Origin of the sequence: Photobacterium pectinilyticum (assembly GCF_024357955.1) — a bacterium.
GTDB lineage: Bacteria > Pseudomonadota > Gammaproteobacteria > Enterobacterales > Vibrionaceae > Photobacterium > Photobacterium pectinilyticum.
Genome location: NZ_JANEYT010000089.1, coordinates 1 through 18,931, shown reverse-complemented (window position 1 = coordinate 18,931; position 18,931 = coordinate 1). Strand labels below are relative to the sequence as shown.

Genomic DNA, 18,931 nt, shown 5'->3' with positions numbered 1-18,931 from the left:
GTTCGTCAGATGGTCAACTAACCCCAGAAAGGCCCTTGGGGCTGAGCCGTCCCGAGGATGAATTGATCAACAACGCCATAATAAACCAGATATCAGTGCAGTAAACTTCAAACTAGCCAATATGTTTGCTGCAGTGAGACCCTTGTATATGTACTTCCCGACAATTAATGAGTATAAAACCGCGACACCAGCCGCTTCCGTTGGGGTAAATACACCGCCATAAATACCACCTAAAATAATGATGGGAGTCCCTAAGGCCCACTTCCCTTCCCAGAAAACATTGAAGAAACACTTCCAATTAAACTTTTCGGATATCATTCCCCAGTTATTCTTCCTCGCCGTAACATATGAAACGGCTAACAAGAAAAATACAATAACCATCCCAGGGATAAGACCAGCCATAAACAGCATAGGAATTGATGTTGCAGAAACTAAACCATAAACAATAAGTAAGTTACTCGGAGGTATGACACTACCCAATGCACCGGCAGAGGCAACGACCGCGGCGGCAAATCGAGATGAATAGCCCTCCTTTTTCATTGCAGGGATCGTAATGCTGCCGATTGCTGCTGTAGTCGCAGGCCCAGAGCCCGACAAAGCGGCAAAAAGCGTGCAAGCAAGAATAGACACCATTCCCATTCCGCCTCGATAGTTGCCTATCATTACCTTTGCAACATCGATCATTCTTTCTGATATTCCGCTAACTTCCATTAGACGGCCTGCAAAGATGAACAATGGGATTGTCAGTAATGGAAAAGGTTCTAGTGCGGTATAACCCACTTGAGAGAGCAGGGTAAATGGTAAGTCGATTAGCCAAATAGCAAGAGCCGTTGCAATACCCACAGTGGCAAAGATTGGGATCCCGATCAGGGTTAATATGACAAAAGCGAGCAAGACAATACTGATATCACTCATGAGTATTTTCCTTTAATTATTTATTAAATATGATTTATTGTAATTTACTTCCGATATTCATCAGGCAGTCCAGGCGCAAAATCTTTATTTGAGTTAAACCAGTTTATATATATCTGTAGAATTCTTAGTGAAATAAGAATATATCCAAGAACCACAATGCTATGAGGCCAGAAAATACTGATATTTAATGATGGTGAGTAGGAAGGCTGTTGCCAAAGTAGCGTAAGGTACTCATAACCCACAGTGATCATAAAAAAGCAAAAGAGTAATAATATGACATCACCTAAAGCAATAAAGAGAGTACTAATCTTCTTCGGTAGTAAGACAACAAAAGCAAGAATACGCACATGATATCGTTCTCTGATCCCCAATGAGGCCCCCATGTAGACAGCCCAAACCATAGCAAAGCTCGCGAGTTCTTCAGTCCAAGAAAGGCCGGTATTGAAGGCATATCGCAGGATCACTTGCAAGATGACACAAGCGGAAACCGTTACAATACATGCGCAGGCAATATATTCTTCGAAATAACGTTCAATTTTTTTTAATATAGATAAAAACATAAGCAAACCATAATTATAAAAAAGATGAGAGAAGTGGATGTAAACACGGCATGCTTGATAACGACACTCATCGAAGAGTGTCATGCACAGTGCTCCCGTATATTAAAGCAATGTATTTAAGGTGCATCGTTTTGTATCTTTTCTACGAGCACTTTAAAATCACCGCTTCTTTTACTTATAATTGAGTTTTGTACCTGTTTTGCCGCTGCAATGAAATCAGTTTTATCCGGCTCTGACATGGTCATTCCTCCATTATTAACTAACCATTCTCTAGACTGTTTTGTGTTTTTGTACATAATTTCAGATTGATATAACCCAGCTTCTTCGGCAGCTTTGAAAACTAATTCTTTTTGATCATCATTTAGTTTCGATAAAAAACGATTACTCGCCAGCATTGGAGAAACAGAAATGAAGTAATCTAAAATGGTAAGATTATTCGCAAATTGATATAGCTTATAATCCTTTATAACGGTAGTACCATTATCGCCACCATCTATCGTTCGTGTTTGCAATGCCGTTGGTGTTTCTGACCAAGCTAGAGGAATAGGCTCAGCACCAAATGCTTTAAAGGTATCAATCATGACCGTGTTTTTGGGAACCCGTATTTTTAACCCTTTCATATCCTCGATGCTATTAATCTCTTTTGAGGAGTTATACATATCTCTATATGTTAATCCACCGTATGTTAAGATAGTTACTTTTGTATCTTTATATAAAGATTCTCTAATTTCTTTACCAACATCACCATAAAATACTTTGGCGGCATGTTCTTTATTTTCGAATACATAAGGGAGAGTGAAAACATCCATTAATGGCCAATGCGGTGAAATATTATTATTGGTAATAAAGTAGGCATCCTGTATACCTAGGCGAAGAGAGTTAAAGGCGGTATCCTCTGTACCCGTTTGCCCACAGCAATGTAATTTAACCGTTATCTCACCATTAGAATACTCTTCGGTTAGAGCCTTAAATTTTTTGGCTAGGATCCCATACTCTGAATCCTCAGGTGTCGACCACCCAACATTCATAACGACGGATGCCGCTTGTGTAGAAAATGTAGTCAATGCACCAACAATTAAACTGACAGATAATTTTGAATTTAATTTTTTCATGCTAATCCTTTATTTATGTATATGCTTACATGCAGAAGATGCGAAAATTTCACTTATCCATGATAATTATTAATGCAATACTTAGGCCAAAAGTCTAATAATATAACAGTGTAAACCTCTATATTTTTATGTAATTTTGTTTATAATAACGCTTAAATAATATATGCGATACTTATATCTAATGATATATCGGTTGCGTTAAAAATGAATCATTCTGGTGCAGGTGATACATAACGGTGCGAAGAGACTGCAATATATACTTTTCCTTACTGAGTGACGAAGTAAAAATGTTGTTATTTGAGTACTGTTCTGAAAAGTATTATAAGTTATTCAACTATAATAAATTTAATGTAAGAGATTATTTTTGACACTGTGGCAGTTAGAGGTTGCGATAGAAAAGATAAATATCTAGTTCTTAAAAATCGATAGATGACACGTTAAGTATCATGATTGCTTTATCTTTAATGTAACGTCTCAAAGAGAAAACAGTTATGAGCATCACAGACATATCCAGTTTAAAAAATATCGCTAAAAATTGTTAATAACTGAATCAAGGTATCTGTTTGTTAATGAAAGCAACTTTCAACTATTGATGATGTAAACCTGTGATGAAAGGGTTGATAGAAACCATCAATAATTCACGTAGATCTTGCTTAAATACCTTGAACAAATGTAAAAGACAATTAATTTTTATATTTTATGAAATTTCAATAAATATGTATGAAAATATGATGAGGATTAAGTAGTATTTACTCTATGTAAGCGCAAATTAATAGTTCGAGTGAATACTACTCAATTAGCATTCTGTTCAAATTTTAGTCGTTATTTCTCTCTGCGAAAACTTTCATAAAGTTAACCAACTTTAGTACATCATCTTCAGAAACACTATTGTATAAACTTGCTCTCAAGTATTCCCCTACGCCAAAAGGGGTGAGCGTACGCATGCCAACCATTCCGGCTTCCCAGCTCTCGATTAAGAACGTATTTGTTAATTTTTCATCCCCGCCTTTAATGTTAAACGGAACGTTCATTCTGCTTCTTAATTGTTTATTTTCAACAGGAGTACTATAGAAACCCTTCGATCCGTCAATGACATCATATAATACTTTAGCTTTTGCGATACAGCGCTGTTCATTTATATTCACGCCTCCGATTGATTTGATCCATGCCATAAGAAATCCAACAACCTCGATGTTAAACGTTGCTGGTGTATTCCATAAATTACCGGCTTTACTGAATGTTGTATAATTAAACACCTCTGGGCAGAAAGGTGATGCCTTATCAAGTAGGTCTTTGCGTACAATTGTCACAGTTAGTCCCGGGTGACCAATGTTTTTTGATGCGCAGGCGAATAGTACGCCGACGCCTGCCTTATCCCAATCAATCGGTTTGGTTGAAAAGTCAGAACTTGCGTCAACAATCAGTGGGATATGTTTTCTCGATTCAGGCAATGTAGGTAAACGATGTAACTCAATGCCATTTACTGTTTCATTCGAGCATAAATAGATATATTTACTATCAGGATCGATATCGCTCTCATTTAAATCAGGGAATGTTGTGAACTGGCCAGAGGTAGGATCGTTTCCATCGATAACGTGCGTTTGACAGTATTTTTTTGCCTCATTTTCAGCTCTGGCAGACCATGTTCCATTAATGATATAGGTCGCAACATCTGAGGTTCGCTGACATAAGTTCAGAGGCACCGCTGCAAACTGACCATGCCCTCCGGCATGGGTAAAGAGAATCTCGTAGTTGTTGGGTATTAGCATGACCTCACGAATTGATGCGGTGGCATTGTTTATAATTTCGATAAATTCAGGCGATCGGTGAGACAATGCTAAAGAGGTTAATCCTTTTTTATTAAAAATTTGCTTAATGTTTTCTTCAACGGGTTTGGGTAATGAGGTTGGACCTGGGCTAAAATTTATTAGCGATTGTGAATCTTCTGCTGCACTTAAGGAGCCAATGAGAGCCGGGTGTATATAGTTATTCATATTCTTTATTCCTAAGTATTGTATAACAATAATCTATCGTGCGTATTCGGGTTATTTCCCTAAAGACGCACTGATCCCTAAACTGGCCACCATCAGCATAATAGGCAGTGCGACATGCTTTAAAGAACTCGGTTTTCGCCAATTGAATAGCGATTGACCGCAACGGACAGAAATTAAGGTTGGGATAAGTAAAATGCCAATAAACTTCAATATCTCAAAGTTTAGTAGGCCATTAATGAAAAGAACGCACATTGCAATTGTTTCACTCACCACAAAGTACATAATCATTGTTCCACGCTGCACTGCAGGTGTCAGTGTGCTTGATAACATATAGGATACAATCATCGGTCCACCTACTGAAGTACTTGACGTTCCCGCACCAGCCATTAAACCAAAAAAAAATTTACTAGAATTCTTATCCGCGCCACTGAACTTAACCTCGAAAATTAATAACATTGATAAAATGAAAATTAATGTGCAGATGAGGATCTTCAGATATTGACTTGGTATGATGAATAATAAACTGGTACCAATAGGGATCCCGATCATTGCACCTGTGGTGAGTAACTTAAAGGTTTTCTTATCTGCTTGAGCAACCGCCTGCTTCCATAGAGTAATACTACAAATAATATCTAAGCCCAGCACTATAGGAATGCTTTGCTGCGGAGTTAAATACAGATTTAGACCAACAACGGCAATGGCGGCAAAACCAAATCCTGTATAACCTCGGATTAAACCCGCAAGGAAAACTACGGAGCCAAGAATGAAGATTAGATCTGGTGACATGTTAAACACTCATACTATAAAAATATTAATCGTAGCTATACGATTGAATAATTAATTGAGAATTTATATTGCTCTGTGGTTAAGCATCCTCAGTAGCCTTGTTGTCTCAGTTATTCAGTCATACCCATTTTTCTTGACATTAAAGGACATTTCATGACATGTATAATGTTAATTTGGTCTTGATTGATGCATCTGAGGTATCAATGTGAGTGTGAAATATGAGCTACGTCACCTTCGTCACTTTATTGCTGTCGCTGAAGAGTTAAATTTCAGAGCTGCAGCAGAGCATTTGAATTTTGCTCAGCCCGCATTAAGTCGCTCCATCCGGCAACTCGAGGAACACCTAACATTTGATTTGTTTGTCAGAACGAGCAGGAAAGTTAAACTGACCAAAGAAGGGGAGATTTTTCTTAAAGGCGCGTATCAAGTAATGGCAACCCTAAGTGCCTCTCAGAGGTTAGCTCAACGTAGTCTGCGTGGTGAAATTGATGTGCTCAGAATAGGCCACACGGATTCTGCGATTATCGGTATACTGCCAACAGTGATTGCTCAGTTCAAGAAGGTTGCCCCTGATGTAAAACTCGATCTATTACTTGAGGTTACCAATCAGCAAATTGAGTCAGTCTATAATAAAAAGTTAGATATTGGTTTCGTTACAGGTCCCATAGACTTACCCGATCTCAGAGGGATAACAGTTCATAGAGATAATATTGTCGCTGTAATATCAGAGCATCACCCTTTAGCTGATAGAGCATCAGTAGCTATTCATGATTTGAAGGGTGAAGGTTATATAATGGGGAATGACATAGGTTGGCAGCACTTTAACAATCATATTAATTCAATTTGTATGCGGCATGGGTTTCGCCCGAATGTTATTCAAGCTGCGAATAATACAGACACGATTTTGAGCTTTATTAGTGCGAATATCGGTATCACCTTACATCTATCCAGTATACGTAATTACGTAAGAAAAGGGACGGTTGTTTTAGATATTCACGATATCGAAGATACCATTCCGACTCAGGTGATATGGCGTAATGACAACTTATCCCCAGTATTAGCGCAGCTGTTGGTTTTTATACGGGAAAAATTCTCACTCACCCAGCATTAACTGCCAAGAAGCCAAGCACGAACTATGTAACCACATAAACGGCTGTATGGCGCACAGAAGCATTCGATAAATAAACACATAACAAAAGACGTTGCATAGCGACTGAAACACATTTCTCAGAAAGAACATTCTCGCCACAGGCGTCTACACGGCTTCATGCTGAACTGACATAGCGGATTAATCGCCTACTGGCTTAAAGCTTCATAGCCTTGAGTTTATCGCGGCGCAACTTGAGCCTTTCCTTCACTTCACTCACTGTATTAGTTCGCCCCTCCTCAATATCTCGTTGGGAGAGCTTTAATAGCTCAAGCAACGCTTGCGCTTCTCTTTGTTCTTGGTTCATAACACCTCAAGGCCGAAATCATGCCTTTAAAGTATATAGGGGAAAGGCGAATAAACACAGCTTGATCACGAGTTTACTGTACTGAGATGTCCCGTGACGGCCATAAAAATCAAACAAAAAAACACTGGATAAATAAACAGCCGTGTACTAATCTGGATGGGCCAAGCATAGAAGACTTGGTGCACTGCAGCTGGGCTGAGATGGCGGCAACCATCTCAGCCCGTGTCGGCTGCCTATCAATAGTCCTTACAGAACCCGAAACCAGCCGACGGGATGAGTATACGCGATCCTGTCGGTAAAACACTATTTTGTATGGAGTTAACCGATGGCCAATATCCGTATTCGCCCCAACGGGATCATCCAGTATGATCTCTGTGTCTTTGGTGTCCGCTTCCGCGAAACCTCAGGCATGCCTGCAACCCCTGCCAACATCAAGAAAGCCAAAGCCGTCCTCAAACGGCTCAATGCTGAGCTGGCTCTGGGCAGTTTTGATTACAAAGAATTCTTCCCCCACAGCAAGAAAGTCGAGAAGTTTGAGTTATTGCAAAGAGCACGCAACCCTGCCTTCGCCGAACCTTACTTCGATACTTACACCAAGGCTTGGCTGGAGAGAAACAGTCACCAGTGGAAAAACAGTTACCTAAAAGGTGTTCACAGTATCTTGAACAACTATTTATTACCTACGTTCAAAAATACTCTGGTCGATACCATTACCCTGAAAGATGTGCAGACCCTACGTAGCCAACTATGCGCCCTGACCAACAAAGACGGCAAGCGCAAATTGAGCAACAAGCGGATCAATATTATCCTGGTACCGCTGATCAGTATTTTGCACAGTGCGGCGGATGAATTTGATTTTCCCTACCCACTCGAACGGCTACAGCCTCTGCGTGAAGAGCCTAGCGATCCCAATCCTATGACCCAAGAGGAAGTCCAGCGCTTCATGGCGGCGGTTCCTCCCCTGTGGCATGACTATTACCTCATCCGCTTCCATACCGGTATGCGTAGCTGTGAGGTACACGGATTGAAAAAAGACTGTGTCGATTTCAACCACGGTCTCATTCGTGTACGGCGAAATTGGGTCGCGGGTGAACTCACTTCGGTCAAAACGCCCAAATCCAACCGGGATATCATCATGACGCCAACGGTGGAAGCCGCGCTGAGAAGGGCGGTAGAATACAGCCCGTCTGAGTTTGTCTTCACCCACCCAAAAGGTTGTCCGCTCGACACCCGTTTTATCAATAAGAAAGTCTGGTATCCCACCTTGAAGAAAGTGGGCCTGCCTAAGCGCCGTGGGTACGAAACCCGCCATACCGCGGCCGTACTTCATTTAGCGGCGCACGAAAACCCGCTTTATGTGTCTCGCCTGCTCGGCCACAGCTCGACCCAGATGCTTTATGAAGTGTATGCCCCATACGTCATTAATGCGGCAAGACAAGATGGCAGTGCGTTTGATGCCATGATGACAGGGGGCCGAAATGGATAGGCTCATCAGTGTTACCGCCCTTTGGCATCATCTTCGAGCAGAAAATACGAATGTCGAGGCTGAAGCCCTCATTACCTTGACCGCCCTTGGTGCGCAGTCTGCAGAATTACTGCATTTGCTCAAAGCCAGTAGGCAACCTTTGGGCAGCGTTCCTTCTGCAGGGTTGCAACAGGAGCTAAGCCGCTATGGACAACACCGCTTCAAGGTGCTGGCGAAAAAGCAACAGCTTTGCCATTTGTTCGCACCCTTAGGTCACGAGATTTCTCACTCTCCTTATTGGTTAACACCCAACTGGCTGCTGTCGTTATACACCGTCCCCGATATGTTGTTTCTACTGTATTACTATGAGTCTTCTCGTTGTGCCATCAACGGCTACCAACAAGCATTGGACACGCTTTGGCAATGGCACCTAAAACGGACACTCGTTGTCATCATCAGCCAAATGCTTATGGACTCAGGGCAATGGGATGAACTCTATGGTCACAACATGGAGATCATCGCCATCGACCATGTGCGTAAAAGGTGCCTTGTTCTCAGTAACAAGCCAGTTAACCACAATCCATTTGAGTACCAACATGAGTGGCGGCCGTTAATTCCGCAGGTACTTCGTCATTTTGATAACAAGCAATTTGCTTAAACGATCGACCAAGAGACGATATATCATTATCGTCCATAAGCTGATTCAAAATACAGGCCTTGCTAGGAGCAGTCTACAAGGCCTACTTACATCAACAACGTCTTCTACCCGTACAAGACATTAAAAAGTAAATGCTTCTTTCCCTGTTGCAAAAAACCAACCCTCGCCTTTTTATCGAAAAAGCCCAGTATGATGAGAGCGATAATGTCTTAAGGATGTGCTCAAAGCAGGCATAGTTAAAACTAATATCTATGTCTGGACTGAATGGATGGGCAACCTTAACGGATACCATGGCCCCAACATGATCCTGATTCATACTCAATATAAACTCATGTGGGTTTGTAGCTTCGCACGTTTCAACAGTCAGCTTTTCTTTTTCAGGATTATTCGCTACTGCTAGCGTTGGCAATACATTAATTAATTTATCAGCAGGTAATTCATACCAATTGGGCTCAGGTAGCTGTTTAATGTTTTTATCTATATCCCGGCCATTCCAGCGAGCCTCTGCCAACCCCATCGATATCGACCAATCTTTCTCCTCGATTCGCAATTGGTTATCCATTATCACAATCCTGACATCTCCAGTACATGCCAGTAACGGCTTGGCCACTTTGAATGCAATGTCGCTGCCCAGCGAAACAGCAGCTCTCTTTGTACAAACGCTTTCATTACGAGGACGATTAACAGGTAACGTGATAGCTACCATATTGCCAGAAGCCTCCCCGTGTAACATTGCATTTGGGTGTGAAAAGGTAAATTGTAGGTTTGGAGCCTGTTTGGGTTCTGAGCCGTAATGATGCTCTTTTGGTGTCAGCTTAAGGTATTGAGCCACCGTTATCAGTTTCTGTCCTAACTTCGAAGCTGACATTTCATATATCAAAGGATCCCTTACTGGTATTTGTTCGAAATTTCGGTCCTCTTCATCTGACACCCATTCCAGCCAGTGCTTAGCTCCATTATCCGCTAAGTTAACATCCCCTAACAAATCCGGCTCCCCGCTTGACTGGAGATAAATTTGACCTTCGCTGACCTTCATCGCAATAGGGTGCTTAGGATCGAGTAGTTTGACAGAGTTGATTAACCCTTTCGCGGCTATTTTATAGCACCACGCCTTCGTTAAAAAATTCTTCTTTATTCGCCAACGGTAAGTCACTTGGAAGTTAGATCGTGAACCTAGAGTTGACGTCAATGTTAAAAATTTTGCCTCCGGCTCTACCCTCAACATAACGAATGGATGATTTGTATGCACCACATCCTGCTGGAGAAAGTGCAAGATATCCTTATTCCATCCGCGTTCCAAAATAAGTGTCATGCTCATTTCATGCCTCCCCCGTAAAAACACAGACATCACCGCGCCCTTTAGCCATACTTTTACGGGTTATGGATTGGCAGTAATCGTCATAAGCCACAACTAAACCCAAGATAGCCCCTAACTCATGCCATAACGGCCACCCCAAACGGTAAGGTTTTAGCGCCGCACTGATCCGTTTATGCTCGCACGGCTTCCACTCCACCTGACTGCCATATCGTTCAATCACACCTTGCCACAGTGCCATGTTAGTTTGCCCTGATTCATTGACATAAACCGCTATGGTCAAGTGTTGCAACCCTAAAGCCCGATAGCCACGTAGCACCCTGTTCATTTGCCGAATTGTCGTCACTGCTTCGCCATTCATAACAGCCTTTCGCAAATGCTTAATACTGTTTATCATCAACAATGTACGTGATGACCAGCCACTTTCGAGACACTGACATAGCCTTAACCACGCCGGTTGCTGGCGGGTTGATAGAACAAACCGAGGCAAAGATGCCTCATAATGCGACAACCAAACCTGTACCCCTTCAGGCAAATGCACATCGGCGCCACCTAAACAGGCATGGCGAATTGCCGCAACGAATTGGCTAAATGTGATGGTTGTCTCCGCGTCGGGGACTTCCTGAGGGAGCACTTTTACGGCAAACCGTTGCACGCCTTTCAATCGCTTAATCGCAACCCGCTTTAAAGCATCAGGCTCGATGACACCTGCTAAGTGAGCTCCATCACGATGGTGGAGATGGGTATCTTTCAATAACCGGTCAGGCTTACCTTGATCGAGCGATGGTATCGGGCATTGTGGGATAAAAATCTGTTTTTGCAATTCAAACGAATAATTCGAAGACGATAACCACCGTCTAACATCTCGCTTTAGTAACACAATAGGCTCAGCGGTCAACGCCAAGCATAACCAGTCAAGCAGATGAAGGTAGACGGTAAAGGTGGTGGCCGGCCCAGCGTGACCCACCCGTTCACTGACCCATTCCAAGACAGGAAAATACACCGACACCGGGTACCCCATCGAAGTCAACATGCCTTTGATACCTTGAAGCTGCTCAGGCTCAAACAGGGAATGGCGAAGAAAGAATGGCCTTTCCCTTTCATGTGGTTGATAGTCAAAGGCCAGCATGCTCATCATCACCACCCAATTGTTGGCCCCGCTATGACGTAGGCTGTGTGTCACCAACGTCGCATCACCTAAAGCTTCACGGGCAAAATTGATGAACTGCACTTCCAACGATGGGTAATGCCAGTGGTCAAACAGGAGGGTATCTTCAGCAGAACATTGATTGGATTGAGCCGAGCACTGCCTTCCCAGCGCTTTGATAACAAAAGGTGGTAACAACGCCATCGGGATCTTGCGAACCGCATGGGGCGATTTTCGTCGCTTGGCCGCCGTGATATAAATCATCCCGGTATCAAAGCCGATGTCCTGACACCGCAACGATAGTGCCTCATCCTCACGCAAGGCGGCGTAATAACAAAGCTGCATGAACAACACGATTTGCTGTTCAAACGCCCCTTTGCCTTGGGCGAACAGCCGGCAAAGATCATCAAAATGCGCAGGCGCCAAGTAATTGGCCCGCACCATCCCCCTTGAGCTAAGAATACTGAGCTCCTCAAGCTCAAAGGCAGGCATGTCAGGGTGGCGCTGACAAAACTGCAAGAAGCGCAGTACGGTATATTGCGCCTCTGCCTGTTCAAACTGCTCGAGCCCCTGCTGGCAAATGGTCTGAAATGCCTCCGTCGACGCCTCGAATACCGCGTCATCTGGCCAAGCCACCTTGATAAATGACTTAATGCTGGAGTGATACGTCAGCAAGGTGCTGGCGGCTAGCTTGTCCTTCCACGCCGAGCCATGGGCAAACAACGCAATCAACCAACGAAAGGCCAACAAGCTCGCCCGTGACATGGGTTGAGCCGCTAACGTCTGCAGATCAGTCAATATTTGCTTATAAGTGCGATGGGTGCGTTTATCCTTGGGGTTTATACGCTGATACTCTTCCAAGTAGGCACGAAACTGCCGGTGATAAGGGGACTCTTTGTGAAAGGACGCAGGGTGGCATTCAGGCAATGGGTCAATCGGCAGGCTGGGTGATTTCCCCGTCGAGACAGACGAATACTGGCCACTTAACGCTCTGATCATCACCGGATCCGCCAGCGGGGTGTAATGTTGCCACATCCCACGCAAACCAATACTGCGGCTGAGCAGGCCAATATCCCTTACCAACTGACTGATCCGAAGCCCACCTAGCCTCTCCTGTACCCATGCTGGGCAACCCGTGGCTTTCTGTCGCTCAAGCCAAGCCGCAATACACCTCTCGGGGCAGCGTTGAACCGCTCTCCAAATACGTTTTGAGCGCAAATACCCCATCAGCGCACTCCCCACCGCGCCCAGCCACACCCTTTGGGTTTCATCCGGCAAATAGAGCGTCAATAGGGCTGGCGATGTCACACTCACCCAACGCGAGAGTGGGGCGTTGGCGATAGCCTTCAAAGTGGCAAGTGATTCTACCCCGCTCTCCCAAGCGACGATTAGCAACCAACGCCCGGCTTCGGCCTCATCAACCGCCGCTTGACCTTGGTTAGGCGACGCATTCAGATCCGCCCACTCCCCCCGTTCGTTCAGCGGCCTCAGTAAATGTGACACCAATCGTTCAATCAGTCCAACGGGCAGTTGTTGTTGGATCACCGTCGGCCGCTGTGGCGGTAGAGGCCGCCACATCTCCGGTTGGCGCAATGACGGATTGCACTCAACCTGACGCTCCCACAATAAGGTCAGCACCGTCTGGAACGCTGTCAGCTCATCCCGTGTGGTCGCGTGGCGATAAAGCGCTCCCGCAACGCGAGACAATGCCCTATCCGTCAGTGGCTTATCCGCCAACGTTTGCGAGGCATGCTGATTAAGCCAGGATAACGCTTCAGCGATCGCGTCTCTGACCCCCAAGGACTCATGTGCCATCTGGGATTCAAAATAGGTCAACCAACGTTCCACCCGCCCCCCTTATCCGTTAACAGGCACTTCAGCACAGCCAGTGCCTGCTTGTCATAGTCATCAAAGGGCGCGACAACATCCACCAAGCCTTGCTGTTGGTAAACCGTGACTTGGTTGAGAGATAGCAAAGAGTAAGTGCCGAGTGGGCTTTGCCCACGCTGGAAGTGATTAAGTAGCTGATTGAGTGAGGACTGAATAAAGGGCGTTTCAAACGACGCGTCATTGGCCTCCAACCACAACGACGCAGACAGGTGACGAAATCCACCTAACGTGCTGTCACCCACATATCTCTCAAGCAGGCGGCTCACCACAGGCTTGCTCAATGGCTCTGCCTTTTCACCATCAAAGACACATAACCGAAGCGGCTTGTGATCAACCGCCAGGGGAAACCAGTGATCTTGCCATTGCACATACCGCTTGAGCAGAAGCATCAGCATGGGATCGGCCACAATCACTCGCCGCTCATCATGATGATGGCTGCGTTTATCCTGCACGGTCAGCAAACCCGTCTCAAAGGCCATATGGCTAATATCGGGATAGGGATGACTTACCGGCCGCAATGCCATGGTGATGGCCGCTCGAAGGTGGAGGTACAAAGCCAGTCGTTCGCTTTTCTCTTGCAAATGCTGAGGCTGACGTCGACATAAGAGCCATAATTTAGGATCAGGCGCCGGCAAAATGGCCGAGAATATCGGGCACAGTAGCTCTTTTCGTAATGTCAGTGCTGAGCCGACTTGCTCGTGATATGTGTCCACCCCCCATGTCATACTGACATGCGTTTCACTGCTCGAATCCAATGCCCTTGTGACGCCAATCTCCGTTAAGAACCATTGCCAACACTGGCGGATTTGCCCACTGACCCTGGTGATTTGCTGGTTGATGTAATGTGATTGGACACAACCTTTACCGGTAAGCAACGCCAAGGCAGTATCCGGTACCTGCTCACGGGAAAAATGAACAAATGACTGATGAAGGGCTGACGGTGTCAGTGAAAAAGGCACAGACGGTGTCACGGCTTTGATCTGCGCCTTGAGCCAGCATCCATAATCCTCGCTGGACAGCAATAGCACCTGAGAAAGTGTCTGACCATTTCGACGGTGGCTCGGCAGTTCACGCAAGATCAGGTTAAACAAGCTTTGTATCGGCCAGGGCAACATCAACGACCAATCGTACTGAGCGGAGCAATACCGCTTATCCCCTTGTTCAGGCTTGGCGCCCTTTACAAGATCAGCCCCAAGCTGCAAAGAAACAATACACCCATTGAGGGTGTCGAGTTCATATAAAAAAGCAGGAGATGACAGTGCCTGCTTTTGCTTACCGCGTAAGTTATGTACGGGCGTATCAATGTCCGCTCGCCCCAGCAGCGACAGCCAAAACACTAACCAATACTTACGCTCGCGGGGAGCAATGGCCAACCATTCCCCCTCCAATATCGCCGGACAAGCATGAATGATAAAGATCCTCAGCTCTGAAGGTGTTAACACGGACGAGCTGGCTGGCAATGACTGGTTCGCACGGCCAATGGCTCTGGCCATCCCACTGCCTTGCAACGCAAACTGCCGTTTTGCCGCCTTGGTATTAAGAGGCTGATTGGCCGTCATTGCCAACCAACTCTCTCCTTCATTTCCCTCACTATCACTCGTCGTATGCAAGGTTGCACTCAACAAACCACACGTAAGTTCCGTCCCTGTATGGTTATTGTCGGCTTGATAAGGCTGGCGGGAAGCACGTTTTTGTCTCGCGATAACATGTGATGCGAGAGCAGCTAGATGAGTATGCTGCTTCAGTGCTTGAGCAAGCTCATGCTGACTCCCCTGAGTCAACACCCCCATAGAGAGAAAAGGCAGAGCCTTGGGGTAACGTCTTCGCAACTGGTCAAATAACAAGTAGACGTCGTAAGCATCCGGCCCCACCGCATGATATAGCCTGACCAATAACCACAACCAACAAGGCTGGCTGCTATCGTCTTCATTGCCAATGAGTAACAAGCTGCTAAAAAGTGGATAATGAGTAAGGTACGTGCGGAGCTGTTGGCGGGTAGCTGGCAGGGAGGGCGGTGTCTCTGCTGTTTTAGGCTGCAGTTGCTCAAGCAGTGAGACTATCGTCTGCCGCTGCCGGCGATAATATATATTGACATCAGACTCGAACACACCACAACAATGATGAAATTGCAGATATAACGGGATAGCATGCTCGGCATAAGGGCTATCCGGCGGTATGCGGAGCACCTCCCACAGTAAGTGTCGCTCGGGACTGTTGAGGTAGATCCCCTCACGTGGCAGAGGATATAGCGCGTTGTCGATATGTTCTATGGGGTACATGAGTCCCCCTTACTTATCGGGTATATGCGCAGTTAAACTATCAAAGTCGACGGGAGGTAGGGCTGGTATCGCCTCATCGCACGGTTGCCAACGAGGCAAGAGGCGATCATGGCGTTTGTACAAGGTCGTCCTCTCGCACTCCAATAGTTCACACAGCTGTTTTTGATTTAAAAGAGGCCGAAAATTAAAGGCATGTAGCCACTCAGTTTGAAGCCCAAAGAGATCCTTACAGTCATGACTATGCAGTAAATCGAACCATTGTGCCGTGGCGCTATGCTGCTGAATCTGTTCTTGGCTATTCGCCCTGCCCTTGACCACGACCGATATTTTCTCATCGGGGTAATATTGGGCAAGAAGTGTTAGCTCAGGGATATGGCGCAATGGATAATAATGACGCTTAAAGCTCATAACAGGAACGGGGATGATCGCGTCCATCAACCGGGAAAAGAACGTGTTGGAGGACGTACTAAATAGTGCCTTCAGACGAGTATGTTGGGATTCATCGCGCAACGGGGACGGCAGTATGTGTAATTGACTAACCGGCAAGCTTTTTATCAGCCATTTCGCCATGGCGACTCCTTTATGAGGTGACCTCTATAAAGTCATACGCCAATGCGCAACACCATGCAAACACATTCACCGGAAAAATCGTCAAAAGTCACATAAAACAGGCAATTACTGTCATCGAGGCCACAAAGTGGCGTATATACCCCCAAGAGATATTGAACGTACCCAAAAGTACCGATGCGGCGTTTAGAAAACGCAACAATAGGCAAAGAAGCGGCTATGTCTGAATTAAATGCAAAAAAACACTTTCTAAACACGTTTTCAGTATGACATCATTTCATCTAAGGCTTGCTGCTCATTAACTCACGCTTGACCTCAATGATAACCTCTTCGAGATACACAATCTCGTTTCTATTGCTATCACAGGCGGCTTGACGATATTGCCGCTGAAGATCCATCAGATGCTCGATGTAGCAGCGTCTTTTGATCTTGTGATCAATTCCATCAAACTCTACCATTGGCATCACTCCGTAGGCTCATAGCTCACCTCACCTCGTTTGATGACAATCGTGGCCTGCTTTGCCATGTGAGATAAAAACACCGACGAACAACACGCACACTGGTATTTGCCATAATGATGTCTGACGATACGCTCTATGGTATTTCTTTTATTCCGATAAACATGTTCTACACGCTCACATACCGGACAATATAAATAATGCATAGCGACTCCTTGCTATGTTTAATACCGTTTTACAATGTAATTTATGTATTACTTGGACGAATATCACTATACCTCAGTGTGCTTAACTGTATCCGTGATATGCATCAAAGATATTCTAATTATGCAAAAAATTGCATACTTGTAATCTCTCGGGTGAAATTTATTCAAAAACATACAGCACATACAGGGAGTGCAACTACTAATAATTTCATTACCTACTATGTTTAGAATGATTATAAAGATTAATGATAGGTAGGGTTCAGAAAAAGTTTGACACAGAGAAATGGCGTTTATTGGGAAATAATATAATGTGGCTTTTCTGGCACTAATATATAATTCAGTGCCAGAAGGTTGTTCTTACTTATAACGAGCATGCTTAAAAAATAATTTTTTATTACAGCTCTCTTTTTTACAATTTCTTCGCCCACGCTTTGGCTGATTCATCAATCAGCTCGTAGGCAAAGTCGAACGCTTCGCGGCTCTGGCGGTATGGGTCAGGAATATCTTTTTGACCAATCCACTGACCAAATAGCATGGTTTTGCCACGCGCTTCCGGCGCGATATTGGTTACCGCTTCGATGTGGCCTTTTTCCATCACCAAAATCAAATCGTAATCGCGGCAAAGCTCGCTGGTCAATTGCTGGGCTACGTGCCCTTCAAGACTGACACCGTGCTCAAGCGCGACTTCAGCAGCAGTTTTGTCAGCCGGTTTACCCACCAGCGCACCAACACCCGCCGAGGCAATGTGCTTGTTTGGCAAATGATGCTTCAATAGGTATTCACCCGACGGCGAACGGCAGATATTGCCTACGCACACCACCAGAATTTTATTAAACATAGTGTTCCTTTTTTTGTATGCGATGGAGTGTAGTAATGTCAGCATAGATTTGCCGTACCCACCGCTATCATCAAATTTAACTGTCCCAGATTCTACCGTAACAGTCTCAAATATTCAGCACATTAGGGGCGACGAGTAGACAGATAATATGCCACCGTTTTATACAAACCGTCAGAGAACGAAACGGTAGGTTTCCAGCCAAGTTCAAGGGAGAGTTTTGAGGCATCAATGGCATAACGCTTATCATGACCGGGACGGTCTGTGACATGGGTTATGAGATCTTGGTACTTTTCAATCCCCTTCGGTTTATCCGGTACAAGCACTTCAAGTACATCACAAATCTCTGTCACCACTTCGATGTTACTCTTTTCATTACTTGCACCAACATTATAGGTTTCTCCCACCAGGCCCTTAGTGAGAATGGCATATAACGCTTTAACATGGTCATCAACAAAGAGCCAATCACGGATCTGCAGGCCATTTCCATAAACCGGTAGCACTTCTCCTTCTAGCGCATTGTTGATCATCAAGGGGATCAGCTTTTCAGGATGTTGGTATGGGCCGTAATTGTTCGAGCAATTTGACAGAACGACAGGTAAGCCGTAAGTACGATGCCACGCCCTGACTAAATGATCACTTGATGCCTTCGAGGCAGAATAGGGACTACTAGGTAAGTATGGGGAGCGTTCTGTAGATGGGTCACCTTCGGCATCTAGATCACCGAAGACTTCATCTGTTGATATATGGTGAAACCTAAACGCTGATTTCGCCCCATCGACCAATCCTGACCAGTATCCCCTAGCCACTTCTAACAACGTAAATGTGCCAACGATATTGGTTTCAACAAACGCCGCGGGGCCACCAATGGAGCGATCAACATGACTTTCAGCTGCAAGATGCATAACGACATCCGGTAGGTATTGTTGAAACACCCTTTCCAGTGCATTTCGGTCACAAATATCGACCTGTTCAAATGCATAACGAGAATTGGATTCGACACTGGTCAATGAGGACAGGTCGCCCGCATAAGTAAGTTTATCGATATTCACGACACTGTCATTGGTGTTGCCAATGATATAGCGAATCAGCGCTGAACCAATAAAGCCGGCTCCACCTGTCACTAAGACTTTCATAGGACGTTTTCTTTTTTCACAAAGCGTTTATCAATAACACTATCTTACAAGAATCCGTCCAAACACATGATATTTTTGTATCCGCCCCATGATTCCACGGGGCGATTATTAATGAGAGAAGTTCCAAGGAAGTAGAGAGTCGATATCCGGCTCA

At 44.9% G+C, this 18,931-nt stretch carries 16 protein-coding genes; 3 read left to right on the top strand and 13 right to left on the bottom strand.

The window, feature by feature from the left end; all coding sequences use genetic code 11:
- Positions 1 to 66: 66 nt before the first annotated feature.
- The 5 genes from NHN17_RS22525 to NHN17_RS22505 form a co-directional block, all read right to left on the bottom strand.
- Positions 67 to 915 (bottom strand): TRAP transporter large permease, encoded by an 849-nt coding sequence (locus tag NHN17_RS22525; RefSeq protein WP_255044897.1) that lies wholly within the window; start codon positions 913 to 915, stop codon positions 67 to 69.
- Between the two features lie 44 nt (positions 916 to 959).
- Positions 960 to 1,559 carry a TRAP transporter small permease gene (locus NHN17_RS22520; protein WP_255044896.1) on the bottom strand — a complete coding sequence of 200 codons (600 nt, stop codon included), beginning with the start codon at positions 1,557 to 1,559 and terminating at the stop codon, positions 960 to 962.
- Between the two features lie 32 nt (positions 1,560 to 1,591).
- Positions 1,592 to 2,587, bottom strand: a complete 996-nt coding sequence (locus tag NHN17_RS22515; protein WP_255044895.1) for a TRAP transporter substrate-binding protein — start codon at positions 2,585 to 2,587, stop codon at positions 1,592 to 1,594.
- An 815-nt stretch (positions 2,588 to 3,402) separates the two neighbouring features.
- On the bottom strand, positions 3,403 to 4,581 hold the full coding sequence (gene serC / locus NHN17_RS22510) for a 3-phosphoserine/phosphohydroxythreonine transaminase (protein ID WP_255044894.1): 1,179 nt from the start codon (positions 4,579 to 4,581) through the stop codon (positions 3,403 to 3,405).
- A gap of 51 nt (positions 4,582 to 4,632) precedes the next feature.
- Complete coding sequence (locus NHN17_RS22505; protein WP_255044893.1) at positions 4,633 to 5,367, bottom strand: sulfite exporter TauE/SafE family protein; 735 nt, start codon at positions 5,365 to 5,367, stop codon at positions 4,633 to 4,635.
- Between the two features lie 205 nt (positions 5,368 to 5,572).
- Here NHN17_RS22505 and NHN17_RS22500 point away from each other — a divergent pair, with 205 nt between their 5' ends.
- Positions 5,573 to 6,478, top strand: coding sequence for a LysR family transcriptional regulator (locus tag NHN17_RS22500; RefSeq protein ID WP_255044892.1), 906 nt, complete (start codon positions 5,573 to 5,575; stop codon positions 6,476 to 6,478).
- A 193-nt stretch (positions 6,479 to 6,671) separates the two neighbouring features.
- Here the strand turns inward: NHN17_RS22500 and NHN17_RS22495 are convergent, their stop codons facing one another.
- On the bottom strand, positions 6,672 to 6,821 hold the full coding sequence (locus NHN17_RS22495; protein ID WP_255044891.1) for a hypothetical protein: 150 nt from the start codon (positions 6,819 to 6,821) through the stop codon (positions 6,672 to 6,674).
- Positions 6,822 to 7,146: 325 nt separating this feature from the next.
- Between NHN17_RS22495 and NHN17_RS22490 the strand changes: the two genes are divergently transcribed.
- A complete protein-coding gene (locus NHN17_RS22490; protein ID WP_255044890.1) occupies positions 7,147 to 8,307 on the top strand; it encodes a site-specific integrase in 1,161 nt (386 codons plus the stop codon).
- Positions 8,300 to 8,944 (top strand): hypothetical protein, encoded by a 645-nt coding sequence (locus NHN17_RS22485; RefSeq protein ID WP_255044889.1) that lies wholly within the window; start codon positions 8,300 to 8,302, stop codon positions 8,942 to 8,944. The genes NHN17_RS22490 and NHN17_RS22485 overlap by 8 nt, the downstream gene beginning before the upstream one ends.
- 91 nt (positions 8,945 to 9,035) lie before the next feature.
- Here the strand turns inward: NHN17_RS22485 and NHN17_RS22480 are convergent, their stop codons facing one another.
- The 7 genes from NHN17_RS22480 to rfbB form a co-directional block, all read right to left on the bottom strand.
- Positions 9,036 to 10,262 carry a hypothetical protein gene (locus NHN17_RS22480; protein ID WP_255044888.1) on the bottom strand — a complete coding sequence of 409 codons (1,227 nt, stop codon included), beginning with the start codon at positions 10,260 to 10,262 and terminating at the stop codon, positions 9,036 to 9,038.
- A 1-nt stretch (position 10,263) separates the two neighbouring features.
- A complete protein-coding gene (locus NHN17_RS25995; RefSeq protein ID WP_255044887.1) occupies positions 10,264 to 13,254 on the bottom strand; it encodes a tyrosine-type recombinase/integrase in 2,991 nt (996 codons plus the stop codon).
- Positions 13,239 to 15,575, bottom strand: a complete 2,337-nt coding sequence (locus NHN17_RS22470; protein WP_255044886.1) for a hypothetical protein — start codon at positions 15,573 to 15,575, stop codon at positions 13,239 to 13,241. The genes NHN17_RS25995 and NHN17_RS22470 overlap by 16 nt, the downstream gene beginning before the upstream one ends.
- 9 nt (positions 15,576 to 15,584) lie before the next feature.
- Complete coding sequence (locus NHN17_RS22465; protein WP_255044885.1) at positions 15,585 to 16,145, bottom strand: hypothetical protein; 561 nt, start codon at positions 16,143 to 16,145, stop codon at positions 15,585 to 15,587.
- A 278-nt stretch (positions 16,146 to 16,423) separates the two neighbouring features.
- Positions 16,424 to 16,600, bottom strand: a complete 177-nt coding sequence (locus tag NHN17_RS22460; RefSeq protein WP_255044883.1) for a hypothetical protein — start codon at positions 16,598 to 16,600, stop codon at positions 16,424 to 16,426.
- 615 nt (positions 16,601 to 17,215) lie between these two features.
- Positions 17,216 to 17,644 (bottom strand): arsenate reductase/protein-tyrosine-phosphatase family protein, encoded by a 429-nt coding sequence (locus tag NHN17_RS22455; RefSeq protein ID WP_039467550.1) that lies wholly within the window; start codon positions 17,642 to 17,644, stop codon positions 17,216 to 17,218.
- A 122-nt stretch (positions 17,645 to 17,766) separates the two neighbouring features.
- Entirely contained in the window at positions 17,767 to 18,777 is a 1,011-nt protein-coding gene (gene rfbB, locus NHN17_RS22450) for a dTDP-glucose 4,6-dehydratase (protein ID WP_255044882.1), read from the bottom strand.
- Positions 18,778 to 18,931: the final 154 nt, after the last annotated feature.

Bases quoted from the DNA above. Each gene is read 5' to 3' on its own strand.
- NHN17_RS22455 (WP_039467550.1), bottom strand. From the start codon at position 17,644: ATGTTTAATAAAATTCTGGTGGTGTGCGTAGGCAATATCTGCCGTTCG.
- NHN17_RS22520 (WP_255044896.1), bottom strand. From the start codon at position 1,559: ATGACACTCTTCGATGAGTGTCGTTATCAAGCATGCCGTGTTTACATC.
- NHN17_RS22495 (WP_255044891.1), bottom strand. From the start codon at position 6,821: ATGAACCAAGAACAAAGAGAAGCGCAAGCGTTGCTTGAGCTATTAAAG.
- serC (WP_255044894.1), bottom strand. From the start codon at position 4,581: ATGAATAACTATATACACCCGGCTCTCATTGGCTCCTTAAGTGCAGCA.
- NHN17_RS22490 (WP_255044890.1), top strand. From the start codon at position 7,147: ATGGCCAATATCCGTATTCGCCCCAACGGGATCATCCAGTATGATCTC.
- NHN17_RS22515 (WP_255044895.1), bottom strand. From the start codon at position 2,587: ATGAAAAAATTAAATTCAAAATTATCTGTCAGTTTAATTGTTGGTGCA.
- NHN17_RS22525 (WP_255044897.1), bottom strand. From the start codon at position 915: ATGAGTGATATCAGTATTGTCTTGCTCGCTTTTGTCATATTAACCCTG.
- rfbB (WP_255044882.1), bottom strand. From the start codon at position 18,777: ATGAAAGTCTTAGTGACAGGTGGAGCCGGCTTTATTGGTTCAGCGCTG.
- NHN17_RS22505 (WP_255044893.1), bottom strand. From the start codon at position 5,367: ATGTCACCAGATCTAATCTTCATTCTTGGCTCCGTAGTTTTCCTTGCG.
- NHN17_RS22485 (WP_255044889.1), top strand. From the start codon at position 8,300: ATGGATAGGCTCATCAGTGTTACCGCCCTTTGGCATCATCTTCGAGCA.
- NHN17_RS22465 (WP_255044885.1), bottom strand. From the start codon at position 16,145: ATGGCGAAATGGCTGATAAAAAGCTTGCCGGTTAGTCAATTACACATA.
- NHN17_RS22470 (WP_255044886.1), bottom strand. From the start codon at position 15,575: ATGTACCCCATAGAACATATCGACAACGCGCTATATCCTCTGCCACGT.
- NHN17_RS22480 (WP_255044888.1), bottom strand. From the start codon at position 10,262: ATGAGCATGACACTTATTTTGGAACGCGGATGGAATAAGGATATCTTG.
- NHN17_RS22460 (WP_255044883.1), bottom strand. From the start codon at position 16,600: ATGGTAGAGTTTGATGGAATTGATCACAAGATCAAAAGACGCTGCTAC.